Origin of the sequence: Streptomyces sp. PT12, from assembly GCF_003311645.1 — a bacterium.
In the GTDB taxonomy this organism is placed as follows: domain Bacteria; phylum Actinomycetota; class Actinomycetes; order Streptomycetales; family Streptomycetaceae; genus Streptomyces.
Genome location: NZ_QEST01000156.1, coordinates 1 through 16,451, shown reverse-complemented (window position 1 = coordinate 16,451; position 16,451 = coordinate 1). Strand labels below are relative to the sequence as shown.

General features: G+C 72.6%; 20 protein-coding genes. 11 read left to right on the top strand and 9 right to left on the bottom strand.

Going from position 1 to position 16,451, the window contains the following annotated elements:
* Positions 1 to 145 precede the first annotated feature (145 nt).
* Positions 146 to 1,654: a sugar transferase gene (locus DEH69_RS17680; protein ID WP_113687950.1), complete on the top strand. Its 1,509-nt coding sequence runs from the start codon at positions 146 to 148 to the stop codon at positions 1,652 to 1,654.
* Here DEH69_RS17680 and DEH69_RS17675 read toward each other — a convergent pair.
* The gene (locus DEH69_RS17675) at positions 1,651 to 2,664 is read right to left on the bottom strand and encodes a GDP-L-fucose synthase (protein ID WP_113687949.1); all 1,014 of its coding nucleotides are present in this window, start codon (positions 2,662 to 2,664) and stop codon (positions 1,651 to 1,653) included. The genes DEH69_RS17680 and DEH69_RS17675 overlap by 4 nt on opposite strands.
* Positions 2,665 to 2,774: 110 nt before the next feature.
* Between DEH69_RS17675 and gmd the strand changes: the two genes are divergently transcribed.
* The 4 genes from gmd (at position 2,775) to DEH69_RS17655 (ending at position 8,012) form a co-directional block, all read left to right on the top strand.
* Positions 2,775 to 3,788: a GDP-mannose 4,6-dehydratase gene (gene gmd, locus DEH69_RS17670; protein WP_113687948.1), complete on the top strand. Its 1,014-nt coding sequence runs from the start codon at positions 2,775 to 2,777 to the stop codon at positions 3,786 to 3,788.
* Positions 3,789 to 3,883: 95 nt separating this feature from the next.
* Positions 3,884 to 6,658 carry a LamG-like jellyroll fold domain-containing protein gene (locus DEH69_RS17665; RefSeq protein WP_113687947.1) on the top strand — a complete coding sequence of 925 codons (2,775 nt, stop codon included), beginning with the start codon at positions 3,884 to 3,886 and terminating at the stop codon, positions 6,656 to 6,658.
* Complete coding sequence (locus DEH69_RS17660) at positions 6,658 to 7,164, top strand: hypothetical protein (RefSeq protein ID WP_113687946.1); 507 nt, start codon at positions 6,658 to 6,660, stop codon at positions 7,162 to 7,164. Before DEH69_RS17665 ends, DEH69_RS17660 begins: the two co-directional genes overlap by 1 nt.
* Positions 7,161 to 8,012, top strand: a complete 852-nt coding sequence (locus DEH69_RS17655; RefSeq protein WP_113687945.1) for a glycosyltransferase family 2 protein — start codon at positions 7,161 to 7,163, stop codon at positions 8,010 to 8,012. Before DEH69_RS17660 ends, DEH69_RS17655 begins: the two co-directional genes overlap by 4 nt.
* Here the strand turns inward: DEH69_RS17655 and DEH69_RS33660 are convergent.
* The 3 genes from DEH69_RS33660 to DEH69_RS17640 all read right to left on the bottom strand — a co-directional run bounded on the left by DEH69_RS33660 (position 7,940) and on the right by DEH69_RS17640 (position 10,469).
* Entirely contained in the window at positions 7,940 to 8,200 is a 261-nt protein-coding gene (locus tag DEH69_RS33660) for an alcohol dehydrogenase catalytic domain-containing protein (RefSeq protein WP_369008274.1), read from the bottom strand. The genes DEH69_RS17655 and DEH69_RS33660 overlap by 73 nt on opposite strands.
* A gap of 530 nt (positions 8,201 to 8,730) precedes the next feature.
* The gene (locus DEH69_RS17645) at positions 8,731 to 9,207 is read right to left on the bottom strand and encodes a hypothetical protein (RefSeq protein WP_113687943.1); all 477 of its coding nucleotides are present in this window, start codon (positions 9,205 to 9,207) and stop codon (positions 8,731 to 8,733) included.
* A gap of 20 nt (positions 9,208 to 9,227) precedes the next feature.
* Positions 9,228 to 10,469, bottom strand: coding sequence for a helix-turn-helix domain-containing protein (locus DEH69_RS17640; RefSeq protein ID WP_113687942.1), 1,242 nt, complete (start codon positions 10,467 to 10,469; stop codon positions 9,228 to 9,230).
* A gap of 179 nt (positions 10,470 to 10,648) precedes the next feature.
* Here DEH69_RS17640 and DEH69_RS31040 point away from each other — a divergent pair, with 179 nt between their 5' ends.
* The 3 genes from DEH69_RS31040 (at position 10,649) to DEH69_RS31590 (ending at position 11,982) form a co-directional block, all read left to right on the top strand.
* On the top strand, positions 10,649 to 10,828 hold the full coding sequence (locus tag DEH69_RS31040; protein ID WP_147255670.1) for a hypothetical protein: 180 nt from the start codon (positions 10,649 to 10,651) through the stop codon (positions 10,826 to 10,828).
* 582 nt (positions 10,829 to 11,410) lie between these two features.
* Positions 11,411 to 11,728 (top strand): hypothetical protein, encoded by a 318-nt coding sequence (locus DEH69_RS31595; protein WP_181727478.1) that lies wholly within the window; start codon positions 11,411 to 11,413, stop codon positions 11,726 to 11,728.
* The gene (locus DEH69_RS31590; protein ID WP_181727477.1) at positions 11,725 to 11,982 is read left to right on the top strand and encodes a hypothetical protein; all 258 of its coding nucleotides are present in this window, start codon (positions 11,725 to 11,727) and stop codon (positions 11,980 to 11,982) included. Before DEH69_RS31595 ends, DEH69_RS31590 begins: the two co-directional genes overlap by 4 nt.
* A 21-nt stretch (positions 11,983 to 12,003) precedes the next feature.
* Here DEH69_RS31590 and DEH69_RS17630 read toward each other — a convergent pair whose 3' ends face one another.
* The 5 genes from DEH69_RS17630 to DEH69_RS17610 all read right to left on the bottom strand — a co-directional run bounded on the left by DEH69_RS17630 (position 12,004) and on the right by DEH69_RS17610 (position 15,257).
* Complete coding sequence (locus DEH69_RS17630) at positions 12,004 to 12,228, bottom strand: hypothetical protein (protein WP_113687940.1); 225 nt, start codon at positions 12,226 to 12,228, stop codon at positions 12,004 to 12,006.
* 327 nt (positions 12,229 to 12,555) lie between these two features.
* Positions 12,556 to 13,077, bottom strand: a complete 522-nt coding sequence (locus DEH69_RS17625; protein WP_113687939.1) for a flavoprotein — start codon at positions 13,075 to 13,077, stop codon at positions 12,556 to 12,558.
* Positions 13,074 to 13,550 (bottom strand): hypothetical protein, encoded by a 477-nt coding sequence (locus tag DEH69_RS17620; RefSeq protein WP_113687938.1) that lies wholly within the window; start codon positions 13,548 to 13,550, stop codon positions 13,074 to 13,076. The genes DEH69_RS17625 and DEH69_RS17620 overlap by 4 nt, the downstream gene beginning before the upstream one ends.
* A 142-nt stretch (positions 13,551 to 13,692) precedes the next feature.
* Positions 13,693 to 14,016: a 4a-hydroxytetrahydrobiopterin dehydratase gene (locus tag DEH69_RS17615; RefSeq protein WP_113687937.1), complete on the bottom strand. Its 324-nt coding sequence runs from the start codon at positions 14,014 to 14,016 to the stop codon at positions 13,693 to 13,695.
* Entirely contained in the window at positions 14,013 to 15,257 is a 1,245-nt protein-coding gene (locus DEH69_RS17610; RefSeq protein ID WP_113687982.1) for a Twin-arginine translocation pathway signal, read from the bottom strand. Before DEH69_RS17610 ends, DEH69_RS17615 begins: the two co-directional genes overlap by 4 nt.
* A 137-nt stretch (positions 15,258 to 15,394) precedes the next feature.
* On the opposite strand from DEH69_RS17610, the gene DEH69_RS31585 reads away from it, so the two are divergent.
* The 3 genes from DEH69_RS31585 to DEH69_RS17600 form a co-directional block, all read left to right on the top strand.
* Positions 15,395 to 15,568 carry a hypothetical protein gene (locus DEH69_RS31585; RefSeq protein ID WP_181727476.1) on the top strand — a complete coding sequence of 58 codons (174 nt, stop codon included), beginning with the start codon at positions 15,395 to 15,397 and terminating at the stop codon, positions 15,566 to 15,568.
* On the top strand, positions 15,565 to 16,032 hold the full coding sequence (locus DEH69_RS17605) for a hypothetical protein (protein WP_147255666.1): 468 nt from the start codon (positions 15,565 to 15,567) through the stop codon (positions 16,030 to 16,032). The genes DEH69_RS31585 and DEH69_RS17605 overlap by 4 nt, the downstream gene beginning before the upstream one ends.
* A gap of 107 nt (positions 16,033 to 16,139) precedes the next feature.
* The coding region (locus tag DEH69_RS17600; protein WP_147255664.1) for a hypothetical protein at positions 16,140 to 16,451 on the top strand (312 nt) is incomplete at its 3' end.

The following is a 16,451-nucleotide window of genomic DNA, read 5'->3' as shown; positions in this document are numbered from 1 at the left end:
AACAGCCGCCAAACGCCAGTGGGATGCCCTACCCTTTTCCAGCGGCAGGGCGCGCACTCACGGGGAGATGAAGGCGCGCCTTCTTTGTCGCGCCAGTCCTTCACGCAATCTCCGCAGTGTTGCCGCATCAGACCTTGGGGGGTTCATGCGTCATCCACAGGCATCGTCGCGCTACGGCGGCATCCGAAGACCATCCGTGGCCGGTCGGCGCCCCCTGCCCCACCGTGACACCGCTCGCTGGTACGCGCCCGTCGCCGTCACCGCCGACGCCTCGGGCGTGTTCGTCCCCGTCCTGACCGTCTACGCGCTGGCCCCCGAGCCCCGCCCGCTGGCCGCCGCCGCCACCGCGGGCCTGTGCTGGCTCGCCATCCGCGCGGGCCACCGCCGTTACCTCCGCAAAAACCTCGGCGAGACCCGTGGCCTGCTCGCCGCCGCGCACGACTGGCTCGTCCTGCTCGGCGTGCTGGCCGGGCTGCGGGCCCTCACCGGCGAGAGCTCGGCCGTGGACTCCGCGCTCCTCGCCCTGGCGCCCGCCCCCCTGATCACCGGGCTCACCTGCGCCCTGATCCACCAGCACCTGACGGGGCAACGGCACCGGGCTCAGGCGCTGCGGCGCGTGCTGCTGATCGGCGAGCCGGGGCCCGTGGACGCCGTGGCCGCGCGCCTGGCCGCCCGCACCGACCACGCGTATGTCGTGGTGGGCACCGTGCTGGCGGGCCCCGGCGCCACCGAGTGCGGCATCCCCGAGCTGGGCCGCCTGGATGCCATCTGCCCCGAACGCACCCCCGCCGTCCCCGACCTGATACCCGACGGCCAGGACGGAACCACCGTCCTGGCCGCCGCCAGGCGGCAGGACGCCGACCTCGTGCTGGTCATCCCCGGGCCCGTGCTGGGCGGCGAACGGCTGCGGCGGCTGACCTGGGCCGTGCAGGACGCGGGCATCCCACTGGCCGTCGCGTCCGGGCTCACCGAGGTGGCCCCGCGGCGGCTCTCCGTCTCCTCGGCCGCCGGGCTCAGCCTCCTCCACCTCGCGCCCCCGCCGCGCCGGGGCGCGCAGCCCCTCGTGAAGTCCGTCCTCGACCGCGCGGCCGCCGCGGTCGCGCTCCTGGCGCTCTCGCCGCTGTTCGCGCTGCTCGCCGCGGCCGTGCGCCTGGACTCGCGCGGGCCCGTGCTCTACCGGCAGACCCGGATCGGCCACCGGGGCACGCCGTTCACCCTGTGGAAGTTCCGCACGATGGTCCCCGACGCCGAGCTGCGGCGCCCCGATCTTGAGTCGGCCAACGACCACACCGCGGGGCCGCTGTTCAAGATGCGCGGCGACCCGCGCGTCACGCGCCTCGGGCGGCTGCTGCGCCGCACATCGCTCGACGAGCTGCCCCAGCTGTTCAACGTCCTGCGCGGGCAGATGGCGCTCGTCGGCCCCCGTCCGCCGCTGCCCGACGAGGTCGCCAGGTACGGCGCGGTCGAGCTGCGCCGCCTTGGGGTCAAGCCGGGGCTGACCGGGCCATGGCAGATCAGCGGGCGCTCGGAGCTGTCGTGGGACGAGGGCCTGGCGCTCGACCTGCACTACGCGGACAACTGGTCGCTCACCGGCGACCTCGACGTGCTCGCGCGCACCCTGCGCGCGGTCGTCGACGGCCGCGGGGCGTACTAGTGCCGGGCCTCGCGCCGACCCTGGTCCCGGTCCTGGTCCCGGTCCTGGCGCCGCCCCTCGTCCCCGCCCTCGCCCTCGCCCTCGGCGAGCCACCACGCGTATGTCTCGCGGATGCCGCGCGCCAGCGGCGTCCGCGGGGCGAAGCCGAGGGCCCGCAGCCTGGTGGTGTCGAGCAGCTTGCGCGGGGTGCCGTCCGGCTTGGCCGGGTCCCAGGCGATCCGGCCGGTGAAGCCGACCGCGTCGGCGACCGTCGCGGCCAGCTCGGCGATGGTGACGTCCTCGCCGCAGCCGACGTTGACCGCCGTCTCGCCGTCGTAGGAGCGCAGCAGCAGCAGGCACGCGCGGGCCAGGTCGGAGCTGTGCAGGAACTCCCTGCGCGGCGTCCCCGTGCCCCACAGGACCACCTCGTCAAGGCCCGCCTCCCTCGCGTCGTGCAGACGGCGGATGAGCGCGGGCAGCACGTGCGAGGTCTCGGGGTCGAAGTTGTCGCGCGGGCCGTAGAGGTTGGTGGGCATCGCGGCGATATACGCCCTGCCGAACTGCCGCCGGTACGAGCGGACCTGGGAGATGCCCGCGATCTTCGCCAGGGCGTAGGGCTCGTTGGTCGGCTCCAACGGGCCCGTCAGCAGCGCCTCTTCGGGGATCGGCTGCGGGGCGAGCCTGGGGTAGATGCACGAGGACCCCAGGAACAGCAGCCTGTCGATGTCCGCGGCGTGCGCGCCCGCGATCACGCTGAGCTGGATCCTGAGGTTGTCCTCGATGAACGGCACGGGGCGCGTGTGGTTGGCCATGATGCCGCCCACCGTCGCCGCGGCGAGCACCACGGCGTCGGGGCGCGCCGCGCGCAGGAACGCGCCGGTCGCCTCCGCGTCGCGCAGGTCGAGTTCGTCCCTGGTCCTGGTCAGCACCTCGTGACCGGCGTCCGCGAGGACGCGGGCGATGGCGGATCCGGCCAGGCCCCGGTGGCCCGCGACAAAGATCCGGGCCTCGGGATCGAGCAGCGTCGTCATGCGACGCGATTGTGCCAGGGCGCGCGGGCGCGCGGGGCGCGTCGCACCGTCCGTGCCGACCTCTCGGAAACCGGCCTCTCGGAAACCGACCTCTCGGAAGGGGACCCTCCATGGGCAAGACCGCGTTGATCACCGGGGTGACGGGCCAGGACGGCTCGTATCTCGCGGAGCTGCTGCTCGCCAAGGGCTACACGGTGCACGGCCTGGTGCGGCGCTCGTCGTCGTTCAACACCGAGCGGATCGACCACATCTACCAGGGCCCGCAGGACCCGGGGCGCACCCTGGTGCTCCACCACGCCGACCTGGCCGACGGGGTGGCGCTGGTGAACCTGCTGCGCGAGACGCGGCCCGACGAGGTCTACAACCTGGGCGCCCAGTCGCATGTGCGGGTGTCGTTCGACGCGCCGCTGTACACCGGGGACGTCACGGGCCTTGGCACCGTGCGGCTGCTTGAGGCGATCAGGGCGAGCGGCGTGGACACCCGCATCTACCAGGCGTCGTCGTCCGAGATGTTCGGCGCGGCGCCGCCGCCGCAGCACGAGCGCACCCCGTTCCACCCGCGCAGCCCCTACGGCTGCGCCAAGGTGTTCAGCTACTGGTCGACCGTGAACTACCGGGAGGCATACGGGCTGTTCGCGGTGAACGGGATCCTGTTCAACCATGAGTCGCCGCGCCGCGGGGAGACATTCGTCACCCGCAAGATCAGCAGGGCGGTCGCCCGGATCAGGGCCGGGCTCCAGGACCGCCTCTATCTGGGCAATCTGGACGCGGTGCGGGACTGGGGCTATGCGCCGGAGTATGTCGAGGCGATGTGGCGCATGCTCCAGCGGGACGAGCCCGACGACTACGTCGTCGCCACCGGGGTGCCCGCCACCGTGCGGGACTTCCTCGATGCGGCGTTCGCGGCGGGCGGGCTCGACTGGGCGGAGCATGTGCGCTTCGACCCCAAGTACGAACGCCCGAGCGAGGTGGACGCGTTGGTGGGCGACGCGACAAAGGCCCGTGAGCTGCTTGGCTGGCAGCCATCGGTGCACTGGAAGGAGCTGGCCGGGCTGATGGTGGAGGCGGATGTGGCGGCGCTCGACGCCGAGTTGAGCGGCGCGCGGGTGCGCATCGACCGGTGAGTTCAGGCCGCGTGCGCCTCCGCGCGCAACCAGAAGCGGCCTCAAGTGGTCGACATAGACGGCGAGGACAGGGGAGTTCGGGGAATGGTGGATCGATGAGGACGGGATCGGGACGGGCGAGACGCGCGTGGCGCGTGCGCGGTGGGGCGCTCGGCGCCGTGCTGGCGCTGACGGCGGGGCTGCTTGCCGGGACGGGGGGCCCTTCGGCGCCTCCGGCGCGGGCGCTGACGCCCCCGCTGACCATGACCGCGGACGACCTGCCGACGTGGCAGACCAACGGCATCGTCTACGCCCTCGCCGAGGCGAACGGCGTGGTCTACGTCGGCGGCACGTTCTCCACGGTCCGCCCGCCGGGCGCCGCGTCGGGCACCCAGGAGGTCCCCGCCGCCAACTTCGTGGCCCTGGACGCCGCCACGGGCGCGCCCGTGGACTGCGACCTGTCGTTCACGGTGGGCTCGGGCACCGCGACCGTCCGCTCCCTCGCCGTCTCCCCCGACGGCCAAACGCTGTACGCGGGCGGCACGTTCGGCTCGGTCAACGGCGTGGGCGCCAGCAGCGTCGCCGCGTTCGACCTGGGCGAAGGGTGCGCGCGCCTGCCGTTCCCCGTCGCCGCCAACGGCATCGTCCGCGCGATCGAGGCCAGCGACGAACGGGTCTATCTGGGCGGGGACTTCACCCAGCTCAACGGCACCGCCAGGGCCCGCTTCGGCGCGGTCTCCACCGCGGGCGCCGTGCAGGGCTGGCGGGCCGACGGCGACGAGATCGGCAAGGCCATCGCCCTGACCCCCGACGGCGAACACGTCATCCTCGGCGGCGACTTCTTCACGATCAACGGCGCCGACTCCCACGCCCTCGCGGTCGTCGACGCCGACACGGGCGCCAACGTCCGCACATATCCCCTGCCGTTCATCGAGTCAAGCTCCACCGTGCAGGACCTCGTGGTGGACGCGAACGGCTTCTACACGGCCAACGAGGGCACCGGCGGCTTCGACGGGCGCATCGCGCTCGACCTGGAGACGTTCGACCAGAAGTGGCGCGACACGTGCCTGGGCGCCACCCAGGCCGTGGCCGTGCACGACGACGTGCTCTACAGCGGCCACCACGCCCACGACTGCTCCAGCATGGGCGCCTTCCCGAACCAGCCGCGCTACCACCTGCTGGCTCAGTCGGTGCACGACCCCGAGCTGCTTGGCTGGTTCCCGAACACCAACGACGGCCTGGGCGAGCAGCTGGGCCCGCGCGTGATGACCGTGGCGGGCGAACACCCCACGGACGACCGCGCGTTCATGTGGGTGGGCGGCGGCTTCACCACGGTCAACGGGCAGCCGCAGTGGGGCCTGACGCGCTTCGCCACAGGGCCCGACACGGGCGCGCCCACGGTCCCCGAGGCGCACGCCGCGAGCCCGGCCGCCGACCGCGTCGACGTCACATGGGCGCCCAGCCTCGACCTGGACGACAGCCTGCTGACCTACCGCGTCTACCGGGACGGCGGCAGCCAGCCGGTGCACACCGCCGAGGGCTCGTCCCTGCCCTGGCGCAGGCCCCAACTCACCTGGTCCGACCCGGATGTGGCGGCCGGGGAGACCCATAGCTACCGGCTGACCGCCACCGACGGCGCCGGGAACACCAGCGCGCTGTCACCCCCGGTGAGCGTGACGGTGTCCAGCGGTGGACAGCCCTACGCGGACGCCGTTCTCGCCGACGACCCGGTGATCTTCTGGAACTACGACGAGACGGCAGGGAACTTCGCCTCGGACGCCTCGGGCAACGGCGGCAACGGCATCCACCGCGGCGGCCCCCAACGCGGCACCACCCCGCCCGCCGTCCCAGGCCCAGCGGCGGCGGCCGTGGGCTATGACGGCACCGACTCCTACACCTACAGCGACCGCACCTACGCGGGCATGACGCGCTACACGGTGGAGACGTGGTTCAGCACCACGACCACGCGCGGCGGCAAGCTGATCGGGATGGGCGACCGCATCCTCGAGCCCAGCTCGCGGCGCGACCACAACGTCTACATGCTGAACGACGGCCGCCTCACGTTCGGCGTCTACACCAACACCTACCGGACGATCACCAGCGCCGAGTCGTTCAACGACGGCGAGTGGCACCATGTCGCGGCGTCCGTCGGGGCGAACGGCATGCGGCTCTACGTCGACGGCGAGCAGGTCGCGGCCAATGGCGCGGTGACGGCGGCGCGCAGCGTCACCGGGTACTGGCGCACGGGCGGCGACAGCCTCTCCGGCTGGCCCAACCGCCCGGCGAGCGACTATGTCGCGGGCCGCCAGGACGCCACCGCGATCTATCCCGCGCAGCTGTCCGCCGCGCGCGTCGCCGCGCACCACGACGCGGCGTCGATCCCGACGGACGCGGTGACCGCGCTCGCGCCCACCGCCGACACCTATGTCAACGGCGCGGCGGTGAACGCCCCTCACGGCACCCACCAGCAGCTCGCCGTGCGCGGCACCCCGGCCTACGAGAGCTATCTGGCGTTCGACCTGCCCGAGGCGCCCCCTGGGCAGGTGCTCAAGGCGGCCGCGCTGCGGGTGCGGGTGAGCAACGACGCGGCGGCCGGGTCGCTCGACGACTTCTCGGTCCGCCCGATCACGGGCGCCTGGACGGAGACGGGCACCACCTATGCGACGCGCCCGGCCCTTGGCGCCGAGGTGCTGGGCACGCTGAGCGCGCCCGCGGCGCTCGGCGGCGCGCACAGCGTCCCGCTCGACCTCGCGACGGTCAGGGGCGCGCTCGGCGGAACGTTCGACGTGGCGCTGACCGGCACCGGGACCGACAGCCTGTGGCTGTGGGCGGACGAGGCGGCCTCCGCGGGGAACCGGCCGCAGCTGCTGCTGACGTTCGGGGCGCCCTGATGCGGCGCCGCCGCGCCCCGCTGCCCGCCGCCCCGCTCTCCGCGGTGTTCGCCGCCGCCCTCGCCCTCGCGCTGACCGCGTGCGGGGGCGGGGACGACGGGGACGGGGATGACGGGGCGGCCCCGACGGCGCCCGCGTCCGCCTCGGCGTCCGAGCCCGAGGACGAGGACGCGCCCGGGCCCGGGCCCGAGGACGAGCAGGAGGAGGCGGACGACGGCATCCCGGACGAGACCGTGCCCACCGACGCACTCACCCCTCCCGAGGGGGAGTTCAGCGAGGAGCAGCAGGGGTATCTCACCGATCGGGTGCCCGAGGGGGTGGACCCGGGGGCCATCCTCGACCTCGGGGCCGAGACCTGCGACCGGATCGGCTATCTGGAGCGCCACGACCGCGCGGCGGCCGTCGCGGCGCTGCGCGACGGCGAGATCCCGGACGCGGCGGCCGCCGTCGAGCATCTGTGCCCCGAATACGCCGAGTTGCTGACCGAAGCGCGAGGAGAACAGTGACGCGACTGCCGATCGTGGTGGCGATCCCCACAAAGAACGAGGCCGCCAACATCGCCAGCACGGTGCGTTCGGCCATCGGCCACTTCGCCGCCGTCGTCGTGGTGGACTCCGACAGCACCGACGACACGCGGGCGCTGGCCGAGGCCGAGGGCGCGGAGGTCGTCCCCTACGCGTGGGACGGCGCCTACCCGAAGAAGAAGCAGTGGTGCCTCGACCACATACGCACCGACATCCCGTGGCTGCTGTTCCTCGACGGCGACGAGACGCCAAGCGGCCAGCTCCTCCTTGAGCTGCGCCGGATCTTCCTCGACGGCCGCCCGATCCGCCCCGCGGCGTTCGACATCCCGCTGCGCTACTGGTTCGCCGGGCAGCGGCTGCGCCATGGCCACACCATCGTGAAGCGGGCCCTGCTCGACCGCACCAGGGCCCGCTTCCCCGAGCCCGACGACCTGGCCGCGCCGGGCATGGGCGAGCAGGAGGGCCACTACCAGCCGCTCGCCGACCCGGTGCACCGGCTGCGCGGGCCGATCGAGCACCTGGACCTCGACCCGGTGCGCACGTGGTTCGAGCGGCACAACCGCTACTCGGACTGGGAGGCTTGGCTGGAGACGCACCCCGAGGTGCGCGAGGAGATCCGCACGGCCAAGACCCGCCAGGGCCAGATCTTCCACCGCGCCCCGCTCAAGCCGCTGCTGTCGTTCGGCTACGCGTACGTCTACCGCCTGGGCTTCCTCGACGGGCGCGCGGGCTGGGACTACGCGTGGGCGATGAGCTTCTACCGCTGGCAGATCGGCGTGAAGGCCCGCGAGGCGGGGCGGGCCGCCGCCCGCGCCGGGGACGGAGGCTGAACGGCGATCCGTCCAACGCTGACATGACCCGGATTGATCGGGTAGGGCACGCCCGCGGGCTGGCCCTGCCACGGATGGGCGTCCGTGCCGCACACCCCGCTGCCGAGGGTCCGCGACAGGATCGCGCCGGGCTCACGATCGGGCCGGGAGAACTCCCACCGCTCCAGCGGCGCCTCGGGCCCGGGCATGACGACCGCGGATATCACCAGGGATTCCTGTCTGTTGACGCCTGCTGTGACGTCCTCATCGTAGAACCCGAGGTGCTGGAACCTGAGGTGCTGGAACCTGAGGTGCTGGAACCTGAGGTGATGGAGGGGCTGTTCGCCGTTCCCGGGCGCGCACCCGGGAGTTACGGTTTCGCAGGCCAGTCCCGGTGGCCGCTGCCCACGTCGCGGCCCTGGCCGGTGCCGCGGGCGCCGCATCGGGTCTGATCGCCCTCCTCCGCCGAACCGCCCCCGTTCACGGCGCTCCCCCCGGGGGGCGTGGTGAACGGGGGCTTTCTGCGTTCTCCCGTCCGCAGCAATGCATTCCGCGCCTTGCCCCGGGAATCCGGGCAGGTCAGGCGCTCCCCGCAGGCGCGGGGATGATCCCGAGCAGCGCTCCACCGGTGCGACACCCCCGTGGCGGGAGGCCGCCGCCGCGTGACGGCGGCGGCCGTTCAACGCCCCCGCATGCAGCCTTCGGGCCGCGCGCGCGGGGCGCTTCGTCATGCCGAGGGTCAGTCCCGGGTAGCGCCTTCGGGCCACAGCACGCGGACGGGGACACCGTTGCGTTCCGCGTAGGCGACCACGTCGGCGGTGCCTCCGTATCCACGCGCGGGCAGTCCGTCCCAGACGGCTACGAGGCGGTCCGCCTGGCCGACAAGGATCTCGCTCCCGGCCATGTGTGCGCTGGAATCGGACTGTGCGAGGCCGGTGTGGTGCACCTCGGTCGCCGCTCGGAGCAGCCGGTCGTAGGTGGGGTGGTGCCAGTCCGGCAGACCGTCACGGTACGCGGTCGCGGGGACAACGACCTCGACCCGGCCGCCGAGTTGGAGCACGGCTTCGGCGAACCAGGCGTCGGGGCCGTCGGCGATGCACGAGATACCCACCAAGTCGTCTGGAGAAGAGGCGCGCAGTTCGTCGGCGATGAGCTGCCGCACCTGCCGTTCCACCTCGATCGGGAGGCCACGGTGACCGGTGATCCCTATGCGCATGCCGTTTCCCTTCCAGGTCTCTACAGGTAGACGCCGTGCAAGACCTCGTCGAACTCGCGGACGACGCGCGGCGGAGCTGGTGATGTGTACGCCCGGCGCAATGCGCGTGCCCGCTCCACCACGCGACCGGAACGGCATCGGACGCCGGTTTCGAGCGCGCGCCGTCCGAGAGCGAACGCGCCATCGAGTCGACCATCCGCGAGGTGCGCGAACGCCAGGTCCAGCACGAGTTGTGCCCGTTGCTTCTCGTGGCCGGACGAGAGCGCGGCGGCAGCCGCGTCCTGGGAGTCGAACACCCAGTCCGGCCGGGCAAGGCGCGCACCACAGGCCATCCGTGTAGCGGCCACCTTGCTGGGGAGGAAGATGAAGACCCAGGGCCAGGGTGGAGCCCCTTCGGCGGCGATGTCTGCCGTTGCTTCCATCGAGGCGTTGAGCGCTTGGTCGGCGTCGTGCGCGACTCCGGCTGCCGCGTGGGCCAGCGCTTCGACGCTGGAGAGCCACGCTCGTGCGATGGCCGGTGCCTCGGGTCCGAGGAGACGGCGGGCGGAGCGCGTCAGGTTGAGCGCCGCGGCGGCGTTCTCGACGTGTGCTTCGAGCTGGGCAAGACTGCCCAGCTGGTACGCGGTGAGGAGCCGGTCAGCGGACCGGCGCGCGGCGGCAACAGAGGACCCATACCAGGTGCGCGCGGACCCGAGGTCTCCCATGTCCCAGGACAGCCAGCCCGCGAGGCTGGCCACCTCGCTGCCCGCGGCTGCCAACTGCGAGCGCTTCTCGTCGTCCGCCGTGTCGCTCGCGAGGTGCTGTGTCAGGCGCAGGTGCGCGAGTACGGGCTCGATCAGCTGCCGGGAGGGAGTCGTTCCGTCCAGACGCCGGAAGGCGCTCGTTGCCGTCCGGCGCGTGGCGGGTTCGCCCCCTACGAAATGCCTCTCATGCGCGGGAGACCCGAGCAGTGGGGCTGCTGCCGCCGCCGCGCCCGACGCCAGGAAGTTGCGCCGTTCCACAGTTCCGTCCAGGGGGAGATGGTCGGCGAGGCCGACGAGCCGTCTGGGGATATGCAGGTGGGTCGCGGCTCTCGCCAGGATGGTCATGTCGTATGTGCCGACGCCGTGGTTCTCCAACCGTGAGACTGCGGACTGGCTGATCCCGCAGGCGTCGCCCAGTTGTCGTTGCGAGACCCCGGCATCCCGGCGGGCATCGCGCACGATGCGTCCGTAGTCGCCGCGCCGTGATGCCTCGCGGACGCTGCTCGCCGACCAGTTCATGTGCTTACGCCCTTGATTCGATGGTGCCGTGCCCTGGCTGGATCTCGGGTCCAGATATGCGCCGCCCGCATCGCTGTATGCGGGCGGCGGGTCATCGCTGGTGTCAGCAGGATGCCGCGCGATTTGCTCCGAGCACTACCCGCCGTTGCGAGACGGACACCCCCCGGGAGGTATGCCGCATGGCGACCACCAAGCCGCCAGAGTGGAACCGCAACATCCCCGAACCCGCACCGCCGCCGTTGTCCGATGACGAGCCGATCACGGTGATCGTCGGGCGGGACTGTCCGCCCGCGGTGCCGCTTGATCTGTGTCTGGGCTGTCGCGACCGGGTGTGCCTGCGTTCGGGCGGTGGGTCGTGAGCGGGTGGTGCGGGTCGTGCGAGACGTGGACGTCGCCGTTGACGGTGGTGGCGGTGCACCATGCCGGGTCGGGGGGCGGGTGGACGCATCGCGCGTGCGCGAGCTGCCTGATCCGCGAGCGGCTGATCCCGCTCGCCTTCCACCCGCTCACCCACGACGGGACGCGGCTGACGTACCCGGAGATCGTTCCGGGCGAACTGGTCGCCACGCTCGCGCCGTTGGGCGAGTCCCCCGCGCTCGCCGCCCCGATCGCACGGCTGCTGGCCGCCGTGGCCAGCACGAAGGACCGCACGCTCGACGCCGACCAGCGGCACGCCGCCCACGACGCCGCCCGCGCCACCGTCGCACACCTGCGGAAGGCCGCCCGGCAGGAAAGCAGCACCGTTCGGCAGCCACGGGCGGACGGCGCGATCGAACGCGACCGCCCCGCCGCGCCCGGCCGAGCAGCCACACCACCGCCCCTGACCCCTCCACCACGTTTGGGAGCCCGCCGTCCTCTGGCCATTCCTCTACCGGCCCCCGTCCCACCGGCACGACGAGCGCCCGCGGAAGCGACACGCGACGCTGTCCGCGACCGACAGCGTGCGCCGCGTCGAGGTCACCACGGCATCCATCCTCACCGGGGATGTACTCACCATCGGCGACCAGTACTTCAAGGTCTTGACGCGCACCCGGGTCCACGGCGGGGTCAGGCTGGGGCTCACCTCGGGTGCCCTGTTCGTGATGTCCCACCGCACCACCCTCACCGTCTGGCGCGCCGACCCGCCCGGCTTACGGCCCCGCTCCTTCTGGGAGACAGCCCTCCGCCCACCCCCGCCCACCCGGGCGGAGATCATCGCCCAGGTCGTCGTCGGCTGCGCCCTCGTCATCGCCATCGCCCTGGCGGTGATCGCGCGATGAACCCCACCGGAATGGTGGCGATCGAGATCACCGCCGCCACGGTCAGGGTCGGCGACCAGCTGGTCGTCGGCGGACGGCCCTACACCGTGTGCGACATGAGCGCACTCGCCAGCGGCGGCAAGCTCCTGCACTTCCACGGAGGCGAGTCCTTCCACATGGGCTGCTTCACCGTCCTATGGGCCAGCCGCCACATCTCCCAGCTCCCCGGCTTCCTCCCACCCCGCGCGAGACGGCACGAGCGAACGCGCCGCTGACGCGGCGCCAGGCCGTCCCGATCACCGCCGCGCCGTCGTCCCCGCCCCGCGCACCTGCGCGTACACGCGCTCCAGCGCGTCGAGCACGACACCCAGCGTGAACCTCTCGCGCACCAGCTCGAACGCCGCGACCGACGCCTTCTCGTTTTCCCGGAACCTGAGGCGGTGAAGGGGCTGTTCGCCGTTCCCGGGCGCGCGCCCGAGAGTTACGGTTTCGCAGGCCAGTCCGCGCAGCTCACGGACCATGAGACGCGGCCCCGGAGTCCGGAGCGCGACCGGTGGCCGGGCTTCCTGCGTTCTCCGCACGACCAAGGCCCCGTTCGCTAGCATCCGCAGTAATACATTCCGCGCCTTGCCCCGGGAATCCGGGCAGGTCAGGAAGTACGCTCCCCGCAGGCGCGGGGGTGATCCGCTGGTACAGCAGTGGACGAGGGCCACACGGTGCCGTGCTCGTCAGAGACGCAGCCGAGCCCCCGCCGCTGGATGCGGCGGGGGCTGGGCACTGCCCGGCTCAGACACGCCGCCGCGCTTCGGCGATGACGGCTGCGATAACCAGGAAGGCGTGGGCGTTCGTCATGCGCGCAGTGCGGCGAGCCCGGTCGACCAGGCGAACGCATGGGCGTCGCCCTGCTTCGGCGCGTGCGGCTCGCCGGGCGCGAACACCACGCGCACGCCCTGTTCCCGCAGCGTCTCCACGGCCCGGCCGACCGCGGGCTGGGCGCCAAGGGCGGTGGACCAGAACGGCATCGCGACCACAGGCACGCCGAGGTGCACGCCCTCGGCGGGAAGCCCGATGGCCAGCGTGTCGGTGATCCCCGCGGCCCACTTGCAGGCGCTCGTCGTGGTGAGCGGCGCCACGAGCATCGCCGACGCCCTCGGCAGCGCGTCGCGCTCGCCCGGCAGCTTGTACGCGGACCGCACCGGGCGCCCCGTCAGCTCCTCCAGCTCCGCGCGCCGCTCGGCCCACCAGCGCGCGGCCGACGGCGAGAGAACGACGCACACGTCCCACCCGGCGGCCCGCGCCTGCTGGACGCCCTGGTCGATGTGGCGCGCGGGTCCGGCCGCACAGGCGATGAGGTACAGCACCGTGGTCATGCGCGGAGTCCACAGCGCTCGGCCAGCGAGCGCAACTCCAGGGAGGGGGACGGCACGAGCAGCAGGAGATCCTGCACCACGGCCACCACGGCCGGGCGGCGTACTTCCTCGGGGGCCAGGTGTTCGGCCTCGACGAGTGCGGCTGCAGCGTCGTCGCGCTGACGTGTCAAGGCCAAAGCGCGTGCAGTGGTGACGAGGTGACGGGCGCGGCGTTCCCGGCCGAGACACGCGAGGGCGGTGGGTGTGACGCGGCGACCGGCCTCGACCGCTGCCCAGGCGTCGTCGAGGCGCAGCAGAACCTCGGCTTCGTGCAGCCGCACGTTGGTGGTGCCGAAGCTGGTGAAGTCCGCCCCGTCCCCGCCCTGCTGCTCGGCAACTTCGGCCGCTGCGCCGAGGCGGTCATCCGCGGTGGCGACAGCGGCGGGGCTGCGTCCCCCACCTGTGGCGCCGACGGCCGCCACGAGGTACAGCATGCCGAGGGTGGACAGGCCAGAGGTGCCGCCCTGTTCGAGATCGCAACGCAGCGAGTTGGCCCGGGCGGTGGCGTACTCGGTGGCGGCGCTGTGCCGCTTCTGGTGGATCAGGCCGCGCGGGGGCGTTCTGTCATGTGTGACGTCAGTCGAGGGGGCGTGCGTCGTGCGCGGCGGCGATCGCGTTGATCCGCTCGGCCAAGTCGAAGTCCGCAGCGGTCAGCCGATGGCCCGCGTCGTGTGTCGTGATCGCGAACCGCACGGTGTCCCAACGCAGATCGATGTCCGCGTGGTGGCCGATCAGCCGCTCCACGTCGGCGACATGCACGATCAGCGCCACCCCGCCGTGGTAGCGGATGCCGAAGGTGCGGGTGATCTCCTCGCCCTGCCGCGACCACCCGGGCACGCGCCGGAGCCCTTCGGCGATCTCCTCCTCGGTCAGGGGAACGGGCGTATCCGCCACGGTCATCCCCTCTCGGTCACCGGCGCGAGCACATCGGCCAACTCCTGTCCGACCGCGGCATCCTGCCACGGCCGCATGGTGCGCTCCAGGGTCGTCAACTCCCGGCGCATGCGAATCGATCCGGTGTCCACGGCGATCTGCGCAGCCTCGCGGGCGACCGAGAGGGCCTGATCCGGGTCGCCAGCGGTCGCCGCTGCGGTGGCCTGGCGCGCGAGGTAGACCCCGCGGTCACGCCGCGCCGTGGCCGGGACAGCCCCGAGCACCTGGGCCCACAACCCTCCCGCCTCCGCGCCAAGGCCGAGCCGTCCGTAGCACGTCGCGCGTTGCACCTCCAAGTAGCCGGGTGTCCTGCGGCAGGCGTTGCCCCATGGGAGCTCATCGTCCACCCGATCCAGCAACACGGCGGCGTTGTCGATGAGCCGGTCCACCGCCGAGCGGTCTCCGGTCAGGGACGCCCCGTGCGCACGCTGCTGGAGCGCCATGACGCGGACCTTGGGCGCGAGGCGCTGTTCGTCTTCGAGCGCCGCGTCACACAAGTCGGTCACGCCGAGGCCGTCGCCGAGGTCGGTGCGCACCTGCGCCTGGTTGACCAGGCTGTAGCCGATGAGCTGCGCGTCTCTGGAGCGCATGGCGACGTCCTGGGTGATACCGCGCCAGAATGCCGCAGCCCCCAAGTCCCCGGCGTCCTGGTAGAGCCAGCCGACGAGAGCGGCGTAGGCCGCGCCAACTCGCAACAGGCCGCGCCTGGTCTCGCCTGCGGCCACGCGGATGAGACGGTCTATCAGCTGGTACTGCGCGGAGACGGTGCCGATCAGGTCGTGGGGCCCGAGCAGCATGTCAGCGCGGTAGTGCCCTTCCAACTGCTCCTGGAAGTACGTGATGAGCGCGGGGTCGACATGCCGCGGCGGGGTCGGCCCGGCACTGAGCGCTGCCGCCGTCACGGAGATGAAGGTGCGGCGCTGCACGTCGTCCACCGTCTCATCCCGCGCGGGCCGCATCCCCTCGGGGACATCGAACCCCAAGTCCTCCGGCCAGCGGCCGAATGCGGCATGCAGGGCAATGGCGTAGTCCTCCCGCGGCCAGCCGGGGCGGGAGGATTCCCAGCGCCGCCATGTGCGAGGCGACACCTCGAAATACGGATCATCAAGCGCCTTACGTCCTGCTGCCGACACGCCTTTGGCCGCGGCCTCGCCCGAGCGCCAGCCACGTTTGAGTCGGGCTGCTCGCAGTCTGTCGTTGCCGTGCACGGGATCAGTGTGCGGCGCCATGAGGGGGGCTCCTGAGCGTGGCCGCGATGTGGCCGGGAGTGGCCACGTCTCGACCTAGAGGGCATCTTGCGTTGGACACCATCATCGGCCCTGTGACTACTCGCCGTGAAGTACCCATGACGGGGAAGGTCAAGCATCTGCCTCCCGCGCCGCCGCCGTTGAGCGACGACCCGCCTACGCTCATCGTGGGGCGGGACTGTCCGCCCGCGGTGCCGCTCGCCCTGTGCCTCGGCTGCCCGGAGCGGGTGCGCGACCGCGCCGCCCACGTGTGGGCGGGCGGTGGGTCGTGAGCGAACGCTGTGCGTCGTGCGGGACGACGGTGCCGCCGCTGGTCGTGGTGGCGGTGCACCATGCCGGGTCGGGGGGCGGGTGGACGCACCGCGCGTGCCGTCCGTGCCTCGTCCGTGAACGGCTGATCCCGCTCACCTTCCACCCGCTGCGCCACGACGGGACGCGGCTGGCCTACCCGGAGATCGTTCCGGGCGAACTGGTCGCCACGCTCGCGCCGTTGGGCGAGTCCCCCGCGCTCGCCGCCCCGGTCGGGCGGCTGCTGGCCGCCGTGGCCAGCACGAAGGACCGCACGCTCGACGCCGACCAACGGCACGCCGCCCACGACGAGGCCCGCGCCGCCGTCGCACGGCTGCGGAAGGCCGCCCGGCAGGAAAGCGGCACCGCCCGGCAGCCACGGGCGGACGGCGCGAGCGAACGCGACCGCCCGCCGCACCTGACCGACCAGCCGCACGGCCACCCCTGACCCCCACCCATCACGACGACCTTCCGGAGTCCGCCATCCTCTGGCCATTCCTCTACTGGCCCCCGACCCACCGGCACGACGAGCACCCGCCGAAGCGACACCCGGCAATGTCCGCCACCGATGTGCGACGCGTCGAGGTCACCCCGGCATCCATCCTCACCGGGGACGTACTCACCATCGGCGACCGCCACTTCAAGGTCATCGCCCGCACCCCCGTCCACGGCGGGATCAAACTCGGGCTCACCTCCGGCCACCTGTTCGTCATGCCCCACCGCACCATCCTCACCATCTGGCGCGCCGACCCACCCGGCCTACGGCCCCGCTCCTTCTGGGAGGCAACTCTCCGCCCACCCCAGCCGTCGCGGGCGGAGATCGTCGCCCAGGTCGTCGTGGGATGCGCCCTCGTCATCGCCATCACC